We start from the raw sequence: 16,337 nt of genomic DNA on the forward strand, positions 1-16,337 counted from the left end.
TATAAGCTTCTTTTATGAAACTCTTACTCCATTAACAACGTTGATCATCTGGAATAGCTCTAATCTCGAAAAATTATGTACGCCTCATTTCAGTACAGAGAAAAAGGAAACCATTCATAACACGGTTTCCTTTTTCAAATATTTATTCTCTGCTCTTGCTGCAAACGCCTCTTCAACTCTGACGCGAAGCAGCTCTTTAACAGCTGAATGGTTTCCGATATGATCAGTTAACATAATCTTTTTATTTGTTACCCTTTTCAATTGCTCGATTTGCTTTTGAACTCCTTTTAACAATAGACCTGTAAACAATAAATAAGGCACAAAAATTATTTCTTCTTCCGTCATTTTTGGAACGGATTGAACAACATCTTGAAAAAGAGGAGAAGCTGCGGTTAAATAGCAGCACGTCACCGGTACTTCCAATCGCTCTTCAAGCATGCGGCCAATCGTTAAAAAATCTTGCTGCATTTCCACATCCCGGCTTCCTCGACCGATCAAAATCATTCTAGACTTTTTCGGTCTATTCAAAACGCGTTTAATTCTGTCTTCCACTGCCTCTAGCATCAATTCATCAACGCCAAAAGGCATGCCATAGGAGATCATTGCTTCCGGATAATTTGTCTGCAATGTCGAAAGAATAGCTGGTATATCTTGTTTGGCATGGCCGGCAGCTAGTAACAGCACTGGGATTACCGCAATATGAGCAGCTCCTTTTGCGAAACAGGATGCAAATCCTTCCTCAATGGTAGGCTTTGCAAGCTCAAGGAAAGAGATTTCTTGAATCTCGTATGGCAGGCTCGCCTTCACTTCATTGAAAAAATGAATCGCCTCTTCTCTAGAATCTCGCAACCGACTGCCGTGAAAGATATACAGAACCCCTTTTTTCATAACGAAACCCCTGTTGTAAAATCGATGTTGCTCATCTGCTTCTCAAACCAGTTCAACTGGTCATGAAAACGAACGACTTCGCCGATAATAATCATGCATGGATTGGAAATACAATTTTCTTCTGCCGATTTCGCCATTTCCTTCACGGTTGTCGTTACTGTCCGTTGTTCTTCCGTAGTCGCCCATTCAATAAAGGCAACAGGCGTATTTTGATCCTTCCCGCTTCGTATAATCATATCTTGGATTTCCGCAATATTTTTCACACCCATATAGACCGCAACGGTGTCCGCTGCTTTCATTAAACGAATCGTTTCCTCTTTAATTGTCAAATCCCCTGCTCTATGTCCGGTAATAAATGCACACGAAGCGCTGATGTTGCGATGCGTAAGCGGGATGCCAGCATAGGCGGAAGCGGCGGAAGCAGCCGTAACCCCGGGGATCACTTCAAAAGGAATTCGTTTTTGCACCAATACTTCCGCTTCCTCCCCCCCTCTGCCAAACAGATAGGGGTCGCCTCCTTTTAACCGCGTTACGATTTTGCCTGCCTGGGCATACTTCACTAAAAACTTATTGATCGTCTCTTGGCGCATCGTATGGTAATTTGGCAATTTGCCGCAATAAATGAGATCCGCTTCTTTTTTTGCATAAGCAAGGAGCTCTTTGTTGACAAGCCTGTCATATAAAATCACATCCGCCTTCTGAATCGCCTTCATCGCTTTTATTGTGATTAATTCTGGATCTCCTGGGCCTGCTCCGACAATATACACTTTTCCCACGCTGATCTCCCCCACTACGTACAGAGCGTCACGTCGCTTCATCAATCACAAACCCTGCACTTTTTCGTATTTTTTTCTTTTCGTACAACGTAACATCTTCAATATCAAGAACCTTTAAATAAAATTTTTCAAGCTCAACATCTACTTGCTCGAATGCTTTCAAATCATTTTCGGCCGCGATGATTACTGGAATTTCCTTCTCCTTCGTTTTTACAAGAAAGCGATACAAATACATGCTGACACCCCATTTAAGCTCCGAGAGGTTCCAAAATCTCATCGAGCTTCGCCTGCAAAGGTTCAATGCCGACGCGATCATAATATTCTAAAAAGGTTTCGCCGGCCAGCTTCGTTTCTTTGAAATATTGCAGAAAATCTTTCAACACTAAATGAAGCTTCTCTGCCTCAATTTTTCCTTTCAATTTTTCATTAAATCGACCGCCGTCAAGAAGCGTTCCGCCAACATGAATTTCGTAGGCATCGACCATTTTTTTATCTTTTGTTCTCATCAAAACGCCTTGCAGACCGATGTCCGCGATTTGCCGCTGACCGCATGAATTCGGGCAGCCTGTGATGTGCATCCGAACAGGTACATCCAATTCTAATTCTTGATCCAAATATTCGACAATTGTTTTCATCCGCTGTTTCGTTTCAACAAGCGCAAGGTTGCAAAATTCCGTTCCAGTGCAGGAAACGGCATAACCAATGAATGATTTCGGCTTGATGGTAATTCTGCCCTTTTGAAAAATTTCTTCTGCCAGCAAAGCTTCAACTTGATCATCCGGAACGTTTGGAATCACAATATTTTGTGTATTGCAAGTTCGGATTTGTCCATTTCCGTATTTTTTGGAAATTCTGGCGATCTCCAGCACTTCCTCGGAATAAAGTCTTCCGAGCGGAACATTAAAGCCAATGTAATTCAAGCCTTTTTGCTTTTGCGGATGAACGCCGTAAAAATATCCTGCATTCCAGCCTTTTGTTTCATCGTTTCCTCTCTCCGGAAGCGGACCTGTCAGTTCAAGCAGTTTTTCTTGGAATTTTTCTACACCCCAATCGGCAACTAAAAATTTTAGACGGGCGCGGTGTCTTTTCTCACGATAGCCGTAATCGCGGAAGATGGTTGTCACCGCAATGGCAACATCCTTCACTTTATCCGGGGTTACGAAAATGTTCAATGGTTGGGCCAAATGCGGTTTTGATGATAGTCCGCCGCCGACCTTTACATGAAAGCCTTTCACAAGCTTTCCGTCAATCTCTTTTGTAGCTGGTGTGAAAGCTAAATCATTGATTTCTGCATGTCCGGAATTATAGTAGCTTGCACTAATCGAAATTTTATATTTTCTTGGCAAATTGGAAAAATCTCTATTTTTATAGAAAAATTGATGAATTTCTCGCACAATCGGCTCTGTGTCCAAAAGCTCTTCCGGGTCAATGCCAGCAAGAGGATTTCCAATCACGTTGCGGGCGATGTCGCCGCAGGCGCCTACCGTTGTTAGGCCGACTTCATCCAAGCGTCTAAATATTTCCGGAATGTTCTCGATTTCCAGCCAATGGAACTGAATGGCCTGACGAGTTGTAATATCAAATAGATCCCGGCCAAAATCTCTGCAAATCCCTGCGAGCGCAACGACTTGATCATAGGTTAATATTCCCGTCGGCACTTTCACCCGCATCATGAAATAACCGTCTTTTTTTGGACGTTGAAGATACAGCCCGGCCCATTTGAGCAAATCCCAATCTTCTTCCGGAATGGAAGCAAAGCCGTTTTTCGCAAAGGTGTCGATTTCTTCCAAAATGTCCAATCCGTCTTTTTCAAGCTTTTTTAATTCAAACTTATTTAAATTCTCATTGTTTGCCCATACTTTTTCTTGTGCCATTGCAACTCCCCCAATGTTTAAGATTATAGGAACTTTCGATTTTTTAAATATTGAAAAATATGTTCAACACTTTCTTCTACTGACCATTCCTCAGTATGAACAATGATTTCAGGATTTTCCGGCTCTTCATATGGATCGTCGATGCCTGTAAAATGTTTAATTTCACCGTTTCTCGCTTTTTTGTACAGCCCTTTCGGATCTCGTTTTTCACATTCTGATAATGAGCATTTAACATATATTTCAATGAACTCATCATGCTCGAGCAAATTTCTTACTAACTCCCGATCTTCTCTATATGGTGAAATAAAGGCTGTCAAAACAACTTGGCCGCTGTCCACAAATAATTTTGCTACTTCTCCAATGCGCCGAATGTTTTCTTTTCGGTCCAATTCCGAAAAGCCTAAATCTTTGTTCAACCCATGGCGAACGTTGTCCCCATCTAATACGTAAGACGAAATATTTTCATTGAACAGTTTTTGGTTTAATGCATTGGCTAACGTTGATTTGCCGGAACCAGACAATCCGGTAAACCATAGAACAAAGCTGTGATGCCCCAACTTTTTCCTCCGCTCTTCTTTTGTGACGGAATGGTGATGCCAAACAATATTTTTACTTGTCACGTTTATTCCACCTCATTTTTGCAATTCTTCTTGGCGCAGTCCTTTTACGAGCACTTCAACAACTTCCGGACGGCTGAAAGTGTTTGGCAGCGGCTCGCCGTTTCGCAGTTTTTCCCTTACTTTTGTGCCTGATAAAATGACACGGTCGTCATCGGAATGCGGACATGTTTTATGGGAGGCCATGCCGTCGCATTTTTTGCAATAAAAGCTGTGTTCAAAAAACAGCGGCGTAATATCTAATTCCTCTTTTGTAAAGTTGGAAAAGATTTTTTGCGCATCATATGTTCCATAGTAATTTCCAACCCCTGCATGGTCTCTTCCAACGATGAAATGCGTACACCCATAATTTTTTCGGACCATAGCATGGAATATCGCTTCCCTCGGTCCGGCATAGCGCATGGCGGCTGGAAAAATTCCTAACAGAACACGATCTTTTGGATAGTAATTTTCTAACAGGACTCGATAGCTTTCCATGCGAATATCTGCAGGAATATCATCCTTTTTTGTTTCGCCGACCAGCGGCTGCAGAAATAATCCGTCTACGGTTTCAAGAGCTGTTTTTTGAATGTATTCATGCGCACGGTGAACAGGATTTCTCGTTTGAAACCCTACGACTGTATTCCAGCCAAAACGTTCAAAAGCGGCTCGAGATTCTGCTGGCTCAAATGTTTCATTTGGAAACGGCTTTTCCGTTTTCTTTACTAACACGACATCCCCGCCAAGATAGACAGGAGGACGCTCATACAATTTAGCAACTCCTGGGTGCTCTTCATCTTTTGTCCGATAAACATATTCCGCTTCTTTTTGTTTATCCGGCTTATATTTATCTTCCACTTTGATCACACCGTATACTTCTCCGTTAAATGTCAGCTTAACTTCATCTCCAATGTCGATGCGATCAGCTTGTTCTTCTTCAACAGGAAGTGTAATTGGAATGCTCCAAACTATACCATTGGCAAGACGCATGTTTTCGACAACACTATCATAATCTTTTTTAGTTAAAAAACCCGTTAATGGACTAAATGCTCCAATACCGATTAACTCTAAGTCAGAGAGCCCGATATTATCCAATTCAATTGCTTCTTGAATATGAGAATAATTGTATTCTGGATTATAGCGATTGATTAATGTTCCTCCGTGCGGTGCAATCCCCATTTGATCTCCTCCTTGCTACGCCATATATTCCTATATTCATATTTATTTACTAGGCTTTTGTTGAAAAAATTTTTAGCCTTAGCCGCTAAATAAATCTAAATCGTTGCGATACGCCATCATCAAAAACGAGTAAAAAGAATCATTTCATGAAACGAGTCTTCAAAACTTTATTTTTTATGACGAGTTTTTATAAAGCATTATATGCGGAAAAAGGCCTGCTGTAGATCAAACTATCACTTCACTTGTAAGTGATATTCATATTTTGATTGAACAAACACCAAAGATAAAATGATTGAATCAACTATCGATGAAGCCGAAGCAGACGGTTTAGGCACCTTCACCTCCACCGACCATTGAACAGAGAACATTTCCAGCAGTCCGAATGGAGGAAAAAGCGATATGTTTTTACCGCTCCTGTACGACAGGCAGCACCCGCTGCCGCCGCACCGCTTCCTCTAATGGTTATAGGCTTCCATTATTTTGTCACACTCTCATGTAATCCGCATTCAAGCTTTTGATGGCCGACCCATCTTCCAGAACGCAGATCATCCATGTTAATGGCTGGCTGAGTGCAAGGCTGGCAGCCAATGGAAGGATAACCTTGATCATGTAAGACGATATAAGGCAAATCATGTTTATAAACATATCGCCAAACTTCCTTCCATGTCCAGTGGATGAGAGGGCAAATTTTTACCTTTTGGAATTTCTCATCTTTATTAATATAGTTTATATGTTTTCTTGTCGGCGATTGTTCTCTTCTCAATCCTGAAATCCATGCTTTTACAGGTTCAAGTGTCTCCCTTAAAGGAACCACTTTCCGGATGTGGCAGCAAAGATTCGGATCTCTCTCCCAAAGCTTATCCCCATATTGCTCTTTTTGCTCTTCTAATGTGATCTCTGGTTTTTTCAATTCTATATTTAAATCTGGGTATCGATTTTTTACTTTTTCTATGCAATCATAGGTTTCTTTAAAATGCAGCCCCGTGTCCAAAAAGACAATCCGTGCGGTCGGATTGACCTTCGATATTAAATCAATGAGTACAATCCCTTCAATTCCAAAGCTGCACGAATACACAATATCATCTTTATATGTTGAATATGCCCATTCCAACACCTCTAGGGCACCTTTTGTGTCCGATGTCTCATCAAACACGAGATCAGGTTCCGCCCAGGTTTCGTACGTAAGCATTCGCCTTTCCCCCTTATTAGAAAAGGAATAGAGCGCGTTCAATAAAAGGATTGAAAACCGCCTCTAGTCGTCTAGTCAGCGGTTTATTGAGACAGCTTTTTATATAATCCTTCTTTTCTTTCATTTGTACAAATGACATTTTGTACTTAAAAATTAGGTTAGAAGATTCACAGTGTTCCTTTCAAGAACGTGCTATATGCTATCAAATTTTATCATAATTTTCCTAAAAGTCAACCCGAGTTTTTTGATTGGAATTAAATATTATATGAAAAGGCGGTTAAACTTTTTCGAGCCAACTGTCGTTTTCAGGATTTTTTCGCCATAATGACAAGCGGTCGAGATCCTCTTTTGAAATCATTTGCACTTCCAAAGCCACTTGGATTAAAGTGTCATAATCACTTAATGCGATCGCAGGAATGCCAGCATTGGCAAAGTTTTGCTTTCCTTGAGGAAGACCGTAGGTAAAAATTGCGGCGACACCTAGTACTTGACAGCCAGCATTTCTTAGTGCTTCAACAGCTTTTAAGGAGCTTGCCCCTGTTGAAATCAAGTCTTCGATTACAACAGCTTTTTGTCCTTCCCTCACTTTTCCTTCTATTTGGTTTCCCTTCCCATGCTTTTTCGGTGTGCTGCGCACATAACACATAGGCAATCCCAGCTCTTCAGCAACTAATGCCGCATGGGGAATACCGGCTGTTGCAGTTCCAGCAATTAATTCAGCATCGGAAAAATGCTCACTGATTAGTTGAGCTAGTCCTTTATAAATGATTTTGCGGAGCTTCGGATACGATAGAGTCAAACGATTGTCGCAATAAATGGGCGATTTTATTCCGCTTGCCCACGTAAACGGTTCATTTGGTCTGAGAGTAACTGCTTCAATTTCTAGCAAATGTTTGGCGATTTCCTTTTTCATTCCACCTTACCCTCCCATTCTTTTTTTACCTCATTGTAGGCTGCAACAGGATCCTCTGCTTTTGTAATTGTCCTGCCGACTACAATGGCTGATGCGCCTTGTTCCTTTGCAAATTTTGGCGTCGCAATGCGGACTTGATCCTGTGCTCTATCTTTTGCTAAACGAATTCCAGGCGTAACAGTCAGAAAAGATGGACCGCACGTTTTTCTTATTTCGCTTACTTCATGGACAGAACAAACAACACCGCTCATCCCGCTTTTTTTTGCATTTTCCGCATAATGTAAAACCGTCTCAAGCAACGGCTTTTCAATGAGAAGTTCATTTTTTAGCATCTCGCTGGAAGTGCTTGTCAGCTGGGTGACAGCGACAACATCTGGACGCTTATTTCCGCTCTGAGCTCCCGCCTCCAGCCCTTCTATCGCTGCTTCCATCATGTCTCTACCTCCCGCAGCGTGAATAGTGATCAAATCGACTCCGAGCTTGGCAAGTCCTTTCATCGTTTGTTTCACGGTATTTGGTATATCATGCAGCTTCAAATCAAGAAATATTTGATGACCGCTTCGCTGTAATTCTTCAATGATAGAAGGGCCTTCTTGATAAAAAAGTTCCATCCCCACTTTAACAAATAAAGGCTCCTCAAATATTTGCACAAACTGCAATGCTTTTTCTCTCGTATCAAAATCAAGGGCAAGAATTAGAGGACGATTTTTCATCTTTCCAGCTCCTTCCGACACATTCATTCACATGATCAAAGCCTAATTCTTTCAGCCGATTCGGCAACGCATCAATAAGTTCAACACAGACGTAAGGATTGACAAAATTCGCTGTACCAATTGCGACTGCCTTTGCTCCTGCCTGCAAAAATTCTATGCAATCATCGACATTCATAATTCCTCCCATGCCAATGACCGGGATTTCTACACTTTGGGAAACCTGATAGATCATACGAACGGCAATCGGCTTGACAGCAGGTCCAGAAAGCCCGCCTGTTCCATTAGCAATAATCGACCGGCCTGTTTTCACATCGATCCGCATGCCGAGGAGCGTGTTGATCATCGTAATTCCGTCTGCTCCCGCTTTTTCCACCGCTTTTGCCATGGCGACAATGTCAGTTACATTTGGAGAAAGCTTGACATAAACCGGTACTGAAGAAACGTTTTTCACAGCTTCTGTTAAATGTCCGGCTACTTCAGGAACTGTTCCGAACATGATCCCCCCTTGTTTAACATTCGGACAAGAAATGTTCAGTTCAAGTGCTTTTACGTTAGGCGCTTTACTGATTTCTTTTGCCACTTCCACATATTCTTCAACAGTCGAGCCGGCAATGTTCGCAATGATCGGAACATCAAATTGAGAAAGCCAAGGAAGCTCTTCCTCCATCACTTTTTTTAATCCGGGATTTTGCAACCCGATGGCATTGAGCATTCCCGACGGCGTTTCCGCCACCCTTGGTGTTGGATTTCCGAATCTAGGCTCAAGCGTTGTTGCTTTGATCATGATCGCTCCAAGCTTGGATAAATCGTACAGCTTGGCAAATTCGCGGCCAAAGCCGAAGCATCCTGATGCGGGCATGATCGGATTTTTTAACTCAAGACCAGGAAGCTTAACAGTTAACATTCCAACATCACCTCCCCGATTCGAAAAACAGGCCCGTCGGTACAGATTTTCTTATAGCCCGAATCATTTGCATCGGTTTTCGTACGGCGGACACAGGCAAAGCAAGCGCCGATTCCGCAGCCCATTCTTTCTTCCAGGGACAAAAACACTTTTTTATGCGGAAATGCTTCTTCTATCGCTTTTAACATTGGAGTTGGTCCGCATGTATAGAGCGTTTCAAATGTGAAGCGTTGTTCATTGATGATATCCATAACGGTTCCTTTTGCGCCGAATGTGCCGTCAACTGTCGCCACAAACGTTTCGCCCAGCTCCTTAAACTCTTGTTCGTAAAACACCGCCGCTTTTGTTGAAAATCCTAATACATGGACAACTTCCACTCCATTTTGAACAAGCTGCTTCGACAATTCATAAAGAGGGGGAACGCCAATGCCGCCACCGACAAGCAATGCTTTTTCCTTCGTTTCTTCAACCGGAAAACCGTTTCCGAGCGGTCCGAAAACATCGACAAGCTCACTTGCTTTTTTTCTGGACAATCTTTTCGTTCCGGCGCCTTCTGCCCGATAAATTAATGTCATCGTGTTTTTTTCGGCATTGTATTCGGCAATGCTGATCGGTCTTCTTAATAACAGATCAAAACTGTCATCCACTTTTATTTGAACAAATTGTCCCGGACGAGTAATGCGTTGAACGAGCTCTCCTTTTAATTCCATTTTATAAATGTTTTTCGCAATTGGCCTGTTGCTGATGATTTCCATCCAAGCTTTGATCATTGGATCACCTTCTTTACCTATTATGTTCGGAGAGATTTTCAACCGTAAAAGCCATCGATTCAAGCACGCGTAAAATTGCCCTTGCAGTGTCTAAAGAAGTGAGGCACGGCACACCGTTTTCAACCGATTCCCTTCTGATTCTGAAGCCGTCGCGCTCAGGCTGCTTTCCTTTCGTCAGCGTGTTGATGACAAATTGCGCTTTTCCATTGCGTATCACATCCAAAATGTTGTCGCCGCGTGATCCGATTTTGCTGACAACCTTTGCTTTTATGCCGTTCTCTTCTAGAAACTTTGCGGTTCCTTCCGTCGCCAGCAGTTGATAGCCGATATTGCGAAATCTGCCCGCAATTTCTAAAGCCTCGTTTTTGTCCTTATCAGCAATCGTAAGCAGCACTGATCCGTGCTCGTAAATATTCGTACCGGCTGCAACAAAGCCTTTATAAAGAGCCTTTTCAAAGGTGGCATCCTTTCCGATTACTTCCCCAGTTGATTTCATTTCTGGTCCAAGCGTAATGTCTACACGGCGCAACTTCGCAAATGAAAATACCGGCACCTTCACAAATACACCTTTCGGCTCTTTTGCAAGCCCTGTTTTCACACCGAGTTCCGGCAAGCTAGCACCGAGTATCACCTTTGTCGCAAGCTTAGCCATCGGAATTCCGGTAATTTTACTTAGAAACGGAACTGTTCTGCTTGATCTTGGGTTCACTTCCAATACGTATACCCGCCCGTCAGCAATTACAAATTGAATGTTTAGCAGTCCGACAATATTCAGCCCTTTTGCCAAACGAATCGTATAATCAACAAGTTCTGTTTTCAACTGATCAGATAACGTTTGCGGCGGGTAAACCGCTATCGAGTCCCCTGAGTGCACGCCTGCCCGCTCAATATGCTCCATAATGCCCGGAATGAGCACATGTTTACCGTCTGAAATCGCATCAACTTCCACTTCTATTCCGGTTAAATATTGATCAATTAAAACGGGATGTTCCGGATTAATTTTTACTGCATGTTCCATATAATGGAGCAATTCTTCTTTATGGTAGACAATTTCCATCGCCCGGCCGCCAAGCACATAGGAAGGACGGACAAGCACCGGATAGCCGATTTCTTCCGCAATTTCCACCGCTTCAGCGACGGATAGAGCCGTTTTCCCTACAGGCTGTGGTATTTCCAAAGCTTCAAGCACTTGTTCGAACTTGTCGCGGTCTTCCGCCCGATCTAAATTTTCCAGGCTTGTTCCTAATATTTTGACACCTCGTTTTGCCAGCTTGCCTGCCAAATTGATTGCCGTTTGCCCGCCGAATTGGACGACAACGCCAATCGGTTTCTCCAAGTCGATAATATGCATGACATCTTCGATCGTCAGCGGTTCAAAATACAGCTTGTCGGAAATGCTGAAATCCGTTGACACCGTTTCTGGATTGTTATTGATAATGATTGCTTCATATCCTGCTTCGCGAATCGCCCAAACAGAGTGAACTGTTGCATAATCGAACTCAATACCCTGCCCGATTCGAATCGGCCCTGAACCTAACACGACAACACTTTTTCGTTCAGTCACAATCGATTCATTTTCTTCTTCATATGTGCCGTAAAAGTAAGGCGTCTCGGATTCAAACTCGCTTGCGCACGTATCAACCATTTTGTAAACTGGAACAATTCCTTGTTTTTTCCGAAACTCATAAACTTCCGATTCATCTGTATTCCATAACGAAGCGATAAAGTGATCAGAAAATCCGAGTTGCTTTGCTTTTCTCAACACATTTACATCAAATGGAGATTTTTTCAGTTCTCGTTCATATTCGATAATGTTGTTTATCTTATTCAAGAAAAAGCGGTCGATTTTGCTCCATTGATGAATTTGCTCAACGGAAAAACCCCTTCTCAGCGCTTCGCCGATGTAAAAGATTCGTTCATCCCCTGCTTTCTTGATTCGCTTTTCAATCATTTCATCTGAGACATCGTTTTCTTTCAATGTTAAATGGTAGACGCTTGCTTCGAGAGAACGAACAGCTTTTAACAACGATTCTTCAAACGTGCGGCCGATCGCCATGACTTCACCGGTTGCTTTCATTTGAGTGCCAAGCACACGGTTGGCTGATTCAAATTTATCAAACGGCCATCGCGGTATTTTCGTGACAACATAATCAAGCGCCGGTTCAAAGCAAGCAAATGTTTTCCCTGTCACTGGATTGATGATTTCATCTAACGTCAAACCGACGGCAATTTTCGCTGCGAGTTTCGCAATCGGATATCCTGTCGCTTTTGATGCAAGGGCAGATGAGCGGCTAACCCGCGGGTTCACTTCGATAACGTAATATTGAAAACTATCCGGATCAAGAGCAAGCTGAACATTGCAGCCGCCTTCGATGCCAAGAGCTCCGATAATTTTTAATGACACGTTTCTGAGCAACTGGTATTCTCTGTCTGAAATCGTTTGGCTGGGCGCCACAACGATCGAATCGCCTGTATGAATGCCGACGGGGTCAATATTTTCCATGTTGCAGACAACGATTTTATTGTCTTTTGAGTCCCGCATCACTTCATATTCGATTTCTTTGTAGCCGGCAATGCTTTTTTCGAGCAGACATTGATGAACAGGGCTGAGCTTTAAACCGTTCGTCACAATTTCAATCAGTTCTTCCTCATCGTGACAAATGCCGCCTCCGGTCCCGCCAAGTGTATATGCAGGCCGGACGATCACCGGATAGCCGACTTGCTCCACAAAATGAAACGCTTCTTCAAGCTCATGAATTATGGCGCTTTCCGGCACCGGTTCATTCAGCTCCTTCATAAGCTCGCGGAACAGTTCACGGTCTTCAGCTTTTTGAATGGCTGAAAGCTTAGTTCCTAAAATTTCAACGCCGCACTCTTCTAAAACACCCATTTTATGAAGCTCGACCGCCAAGTTTAGTCCAGTCTGTCCGCCGAGAGTCGGCAGGATCGCATCCGGCCTTTCCTTGCGGATGATTTTGGCAACAAAGCTCGGAGTGAGCGGCTCCATATACACTTTGTCGGCAATTTCCGTATCCGTCATAATTGTCGCTGGGTTCGAGTTGACAAGAACAACCTCATATCCTTCCTCTTTCAATGCTAAGCACGCCTGTGTTCCCGAATAGTCAAACTCCGCCGCTTGTCCGATAATAATCGGTCCTGATCCGATAACTAAAATTTTCTGAATATCTTTCCGCTTAGGCATTGAGATTCCCCCTTTGAGCAGTCTTTTCCATCAGCTCGATAAATTGATTAAACAATGGATTGGCATCCTCAGGTCCCGGCGATGCTTCCGGATGGTATTGAACAGCGAAAGCAGGATGCACGCGATGTCTCAATCCTTCAACTGTTCCGTCGTTCAGTGCAACATGTGTTACTTCAAGCTCTGTATTCCTAATGGATTCGATGCTTACAGCATAGCCGTGATTTTGGGAAGTCATATACACTTTCCCAGTTTTTAAATCCTTCACTGGATGGTTTGAGCCGCGGTGGCCGAATTTTAATTTTTCTGTTTTCGCACCGCATGCTAAAGCGAGCAGCTGATGCCCTAAACATATTCCAAAGATAGGGGTTTTCCCGATAAGATCGCGCAGCATTTCAATTGCTTCTGGAACGTTTTGCGGATCTCCAGGTCCGTTTGTAAGCAAAACGCCGTCAGGCTTCAATCGCAATATTTCCTCCGCAGATGTATCATATGGAACGACGATCGAGTCGCAATTTCGGCTGTTTAATTCTCTTAAGATTCCATGCTTCATGCCAAAATCTACAACAACCACTCTTTTTCCTCTTCCTGGACTTTGATATGGTCTTTTCGTCGATACAATTTCCACCTGATTGCGCGGCAGCTCCGTTTCTCTTAATTTCTCAGCCACTTGCTTTGGATCCGCCTCAGCTGAACAGATTGCACCTTTTAACGTTCCGTAGTTGCGGATAATTCTAGTCAGCCTTCTTGTATCGATTCCACTGATGCCAGGAATATCGTTTTCTATGAGAAAATCATTGATTGAATATAAACTTCTCCAGTTGGAGGGTGCTTCACAGGCTTCCTTCACAATCATCCCGTTCACGAACGGGCGGATCGTCTCAAAATCGTCGCGGTTGATGCCGTAATTGCCGATCAATGGATAAGTAAACGTTACGATTTGTCCGCAATATGAAGGATCTGAAAGTGTTTCTTGATAGCCTGTCATTCCGGTTGTGAACACAACCTCTCCGATGATGTCACGATCGCTTCCAAAGCCATCGCCGATGAAAACATCGCCGTTTTCAAGCACTAATTGCCGTTTCATATTACTCTCCCCTTTTCCAAACGATTTTGCCGTCCACCATTGTTAAAACAGGCCAGCCTTTTGCAAGCCAGCCGTTAAACGGCGTATTTTTTCCTTTTGATGCAAATGTTGAGGCATCTATTCTTTTTTCTTCCTGTAAATCAATGAGCGTCAAATCTGCAGAAATGCCTTCTTTTAATTCCCCCATATCCAAGTTAAAAGCTCTAGCAGGCTTTACCGTCAGCCAATCAACAAGTTGTTTCAATGTAAAAATGCCCCGTTCGACAAAATATGTGTACAAAAGAGGAAAGGCAGTTTCCAACCCGACGATCCCAAACGGCGCCTTATCGACCTCTAAAGATTTCTCCTCCATCGTATGAGGCGCATGATCCGTAGCAATAAAATCGATTGTTCCATCCAACAGCCCTTCGATTAATGCTTTCTTGTCTTCTCTGCCTCTAAGCGGCGGATTCATTTTAAAGTTCGGATTAAGCTCCGGAATATCTTCATCACATAAAAGAAGATGATGCGGGGTCACTTCGCATGTCACGCGGATGCCTGCTTTTTTGGCGTCTCTGACGGCTCTGACGGATTCTTTTGAACTAATATGGCACACGTGGTAATGGCAGCCGCTAGCTTCTGCCAGCAGAACATCTCTTGCAATTTGAACGGATTCACATACAGATGGAATGCCGGATATACCGTGATTTTTTGCAAAAACTCCATCATGGAAGGATCCGCCGTTGATAAGGGTATTGTCTTCACAATGCGCGACAATTGAATATCCTTTCTCCGCCGCTTTTTTCATTGCCTGAAACATCATGCCGGCCGACTGGACACCTACGCCATCGTCCGTAAAGGCAAAAGCACCTTCCTCTTTTAATGCATCAAAATCCGTTAATTCGCTTCCGCTTTGCCCAAGTGTGATCGCTGCATAAGGAAGAACGCGAACCTTTGCTGTTTCTTTAATTCGCTTTTGTAAATTGATCATTTTTTCTTTCGTATCAATAGGCGGCTTCGTATTAGGCATGGAGGCAACGGTTGTAAAGCCGCCCTTCGCTGCAGCCAGCGTGCCGGTGGCAATCGTCTCTTTCGCTTCTCCACCCGGTTCACGCAGATGAACGTGAAGATCGATGAATCCATGGGAAAGAAGCTTTCCGTTGCAATCGATCACGTCTCCCGCTCCATCAGCTATCTCTTCCGATATTTGTTTGACTATTCCGTTTTCCACAAGAACATCCCGTTTTGTCAATTCGCCTTCCTCTGTTAACAATTGCGCATTTTTAAATAGAATGGACATATTTCTTCTCTCCCCCTTGTGCTTTACTTTCAATCGCCTGTTTTATAACTGCCATGCGGACAAATACACCGTTTTCCATCTGTTTAAAAATTCGCGATCGGCTGCACTCTACTAAATCTCCGTCGATTTCAACTCCTCTGTTGACCGGTGCAGGGTGCATAATAATCGCATGGTCCTTCATCATTTTTTCCCGTTCCTTTGTCAATCCGTACTGCTCCAAATATTGATCAGCTGTCCATTTTTCGCTGTGGCGTTCATGCTGGATTCTTAAGAGCATCACAACATCTGACATTTCGATTGCTTCATTGATCGATACGTATGTACCGTATGGATTGGTGTCGTCCCGAAATTTTTCAGGTCCAGAGAACAATACGGTTGCCCCGAGCCTTGTCAGCACTTCTGCATCAGATCTTGCTACACGGCTGTGGCGAATGTCACCGATGATGGAAACCGTCAATCCGTTAAAACTCCCAAACTCTTCACGAATTGTCATCAAATCGAGCAAACATTGCGTTGGATGGTGTCCGCACCCATCGCCAGCATTTAATATGGATACTTGGACACGGCCGATAAGCTCGTCAAAATACCGGTCCTCGGGATGTCGGATGACGACCGCCTCGACACCGATTGATTCTAAAGTTTTTACAGTATCGTACAACGATTCTCCTTTTTGAATGCTTGAAGAAGCTCCATCCACATTTAAAATGTCAAGTCCAAGTTTTTTTTCAGCAGCTTCAAAACTAAACCTCGTCCTCGTACTCGGCTCAAAAAACAAGTTGGCGATAAATGTTTGTTCTCCGACTTTCCATCGTTTTCCCATTTTAAAGCGTTCCGCTTCATCCAAAATGGCAATAATCTCTTCAGTTGACAGCGTGCTCATTGTCACTAAATGTTTCATCGCTTTCTTCCCCTTTCCTTTAAATAAAAGCGATTGACGTTTGAATTTTAAAAAAACACCCTGCCAAGGCAT

At 43.2% G+C, this 16,337-nt stretch carries 15 protein-coding genes; all 15 read right to left on the minus strand.

The features are described from left to right. Window positions 1-114: 114 nt before the first annotated feature. A complete protein-coding gene (locus tag NSR00_RS05735; RefSeq protein WP_340787559.1) occupies window positions 115-888 on the minus strand; it encodes a sirohydrochlorin chelatase in 774 nt (257 codons plus the stop codon). After that, a complete protein-coding gene (gene cobA, locus NSR00_RS05740; protein WP_063388460.1) occupies window positions 885-1,664 on the minus strand; it encodes a uroporphyrinogen-III C-methyltransferase in 780 nt (259 codons plus the stop codon). Before cobA ends, NSR00_RS05735 begins: the two co-directional genes overlap by 4 nt. Before the next feature lie 28 nt (window positions 1,665-1,692). Then, on the minus strand, window positions 1,693-1,941 hold the full coding sequence (locus tag NSR00_RS05745; protein WP_445659555.1) for a DUF3906 family protein: 249 nt from the start codon (window positions 1,939-1,941) through the stop codon (window positions 1,693-1,695). After that, on the minus strand, window positions 1,913-3,538 hold the full coding sequence (locus NSR00_RS05750) for a nitrite/sulfite reductase (RefSeq protein WP_340787563.1): 1,626 nt from the start codon (window positions 3,536-3,538) through the stop codon (window positions 1,913-1,915). The genes NSR00_RS05745 and NSR00_RS05750 overlap by 29 nt, the downstream gene beginning before the upstream one ends. 23 nt (window positions 3,539-3,561) lie before the next feature. After that, entirely contained in the window at window positions 3,562-4,158 is a 597-nt protein-coding gene (gene cysC / locus NSR00_RS05755) for an adenylyl-sulfate kinase (protein WP_340733938.1), read from the minus strand. Window positions 4,159-4,170: 12 nt separating this feature from the next. Further along, window positions 4,171-5,313: a sulfate adenylyltransferase gene (sat, locus tag NSR00_RS05760; protein ID WP_340787567.1), complete on the minus strand. Its 1,143-nt coding sequence runs from the start codon at window positions 5,311-5,313 to the stop codon at window positions 4,171-4,173. A 475-nt stretch (window positions 5,314-5,788) separates the two neighbouring features. Continuing rightward, the gene (locus tag NSR00_RS05765) at window positions 5,789-6,502 is read right to left on the minus strand and encodes a phosphoadenylyl-sulfate reductase (RefSeq protein ID WP_340787571.1); all 714 of its coding nucleotides are present in this window, start codon (window positions 6,500-6,502) and stop codon (window positions 5,789-5,791) included. A gap of 277 nt (window positions 6,503-6,779) precedes the next feature. Continuing rightward, window positions 6,780-7,415, minus strand: a complete 636-nt coding sequence (gene pyrE / locus NSR00_RS05770; RefSeq protein WP_063388466.1) for an orotate phosphoribosyltransferase — start codon at window positions 7,413-7,415, stop codon at window positions 6,780-6,782. After that, window positions 7,412-8,128, minus strand: coding sequence for an orotidine-5'-phosphate decarboxylase (gene pyrF, locus NSR00_RS05775; RefSeq protein WP_063388467.1), 717 nt, complete (start codon window positions 8,126-8,128; stop codon window positions 7,412-7,414). The genes pyrE and pyrF overlap by 4 nt, the downstream gene beginning before the upstream one ends. Continuing rightward, entirely contained in the window at window positions 8,097-9,032 is a 936-nt protein-coding gene (locus NSR00_RS05780) for a dihydroorotate dehydrogenase (protein ID WP_063388468.1), read from the minus strand. Before NSR00_RS05780 ends, pyrF begins: the two co-directional genes overlap by 32 nt. Next, window positions 9,026-9,802 carry a dihydroorotate dehydrogenase electron transfer subunit gene (locus tag NSR00_RS05785; protein ID WP_063388469.1) on the minus strand — a complete coding sequence of 259 codons (777 nt, stop codon included), beginning with the start codon at window positions 9,800-9,802 and terminating at the stop codon, window positions 9,026-9,028. The genes NSR00_RS05780 and NSR00_RS05785 overlap by 7 nt, the downstream gene beginning before the upstream one ends. Window positions 9,803-9,815: 13 nt before the next feature. Beyond that, entirely contained in the window at window positions 9,816-13,004 is a 3,189-nt protein-coding gene (gene carB / locus NSR00_RS05790; RefSeq protein ID WP_066246575.1) for a carbamoyl-phosphate synthase large subunit, read from the minus strand. Further along, a complete protein-coding gene (locus tag NSR00_RS05795; protein WP_063388471.1) occupies window positions 12,997-14,088 on the minus strand; it encodes a carbamoyl phosphate synthase small subunit in 1,092 nt (363 codons plus the stop codon). Before NSR00_RS05795 ends, carB begins: the two co-directional genes overlap by 8 nt. A gap of 1 nt (window position 14,089) precedes the next feature. Further along, window positions 14,090-15,367 carry a dihydroorotase gene (locus NSR00_RS05800; protein WP_063388472.1) on the minus strand — a complete coding sequence of 426 codons (1,278 nt, stop codon included), beginning with the start codon at window positions 15,365-15,367 and terminating at the stop codon, window positions 14,090-14,092. Continuing rightward, the gene (locus NSR00_RS05805) at window positions 15,351-16,265 is read right to left on the minus strand and encodes an aspartate carbamoyltransferase catalytic subunit (RefSeq protein WP_340787575.1); all 915 of its coding nucleotides are present in this window, start codon (window positions 16,263-16,265) and stop codon (window positions 15,351-15,353) included. Before NSR00_RS05805 ends, NSR00_RS05800 begins: the two co-directional genes overlap by 17 nt. Between the last annotated feature and the right edge of the window lie 72 nt (window positions 16,266-16,337).

This window comes from Aeribacillus sp. FSL K6-8394 (genome assembly GCF_038008865.1).
In the GTDB taxonomy this organism is placed as follows: domain Bacteria; phylum Bacillota; class Bacilli; order Bacillales; family Aeribacillaceae; genus Aeribacillus; species Aeribacillus composti.

Excerpts from the sequence above, each read along its gene's own strand:
- NSR00_RS05735 (WP_340787559.1), bottom strand. The coding sequence starts at position 888 with ATGAAAAAAGGGGTTCTGTATATCTTTCACGGCAGTCGGTTGCGAGAT.
- NSR00_RS05745 (WP_445659555.1), bottom strand. The coding sequence starts at position 1,941 with ATGAGATTTTGGAACCTCTCGGAGCTTAAATGGGGTGTCAGCATGTAT.
- NSR00_RS05750 (WP_340787563.1), bottom strand. The coding sequence starts at position 3,538 with ATGGCACAAGAAAAAGTATGGGCAAACAATGAGAATTTAAATAAGTTT.
- sat (WP_340787567.1), bottom strand. The coding sequence starts at position 5,313 with ATGGGGATTGCACCGCACGGAGGAACATTAATCAATCGCTATAATCCA.
- NSR00_RS05765 (WP_340787571.1), bottom strand. The coding sequence starts at position 6,502 with ATGCTTACGTACGAAACCTGGGCGGAACCTGATCTCGTGTTTGATGAG.
- pyrE (WP_063388466.1), bottom strand. The coding sequence starts at position 7,415 with ATGAAAAAGGAAATCGCCAAACATTTGCTAGAAATTGAAGCAGTTACT.
- pyrF (WP_063388467.1), bottom strand. The coding sequence starts at position 8,128 with ATGAAAAATCGTCCTCTAATTCTTGCCCTTGATTTTGATACGAGAGAA.
- NSR00_RS05780 (WP_063388468.1), bottom strand. The coding sequence starts at position 9,032 with ATGTTAACTGTTAAGCTTCCTGGTCTTGAGTTAAAAAATCCGATCATG.
- NSR00_RS05785 (WP_063388469.1), bottom strand. The coding sequence starts at position 9,802 with ATGATCAAAGCTTGGATGGAAATCATCAGCAACAGGCCAATTGCGAAA.
- carB (WP_066246575.1), bottom strand. The coding sequence starts at position 13,004 with ATGCCTAAGCGGAAAGATATTCAGAAAATTTTAGTTATCGGATCAGGA.
- NSR00_RS05795 (WP_063388471.1), bottom strand. The coding sequence starts at position 14,088 with ATGAAACGGCAATTAGTGCTTGAAAACGGCGATGTTTTCATCGGCGAT.
- NSR00_RS05800 (WP_063388472.1), bottom strand. The coding sequence starts at position 15,367 with ATGTCCATTCTATTTAAAAATGCGCAATTGTTAACAGAGGAAGGCGAA.
- NSR00_RS05805 (WP_340787575.1), bottom strand. The coding sequence starts at position 16,265 with ATGAAACATTTAGTGACAATGAGCACGCTGTCAACTGAAGAGATTATT.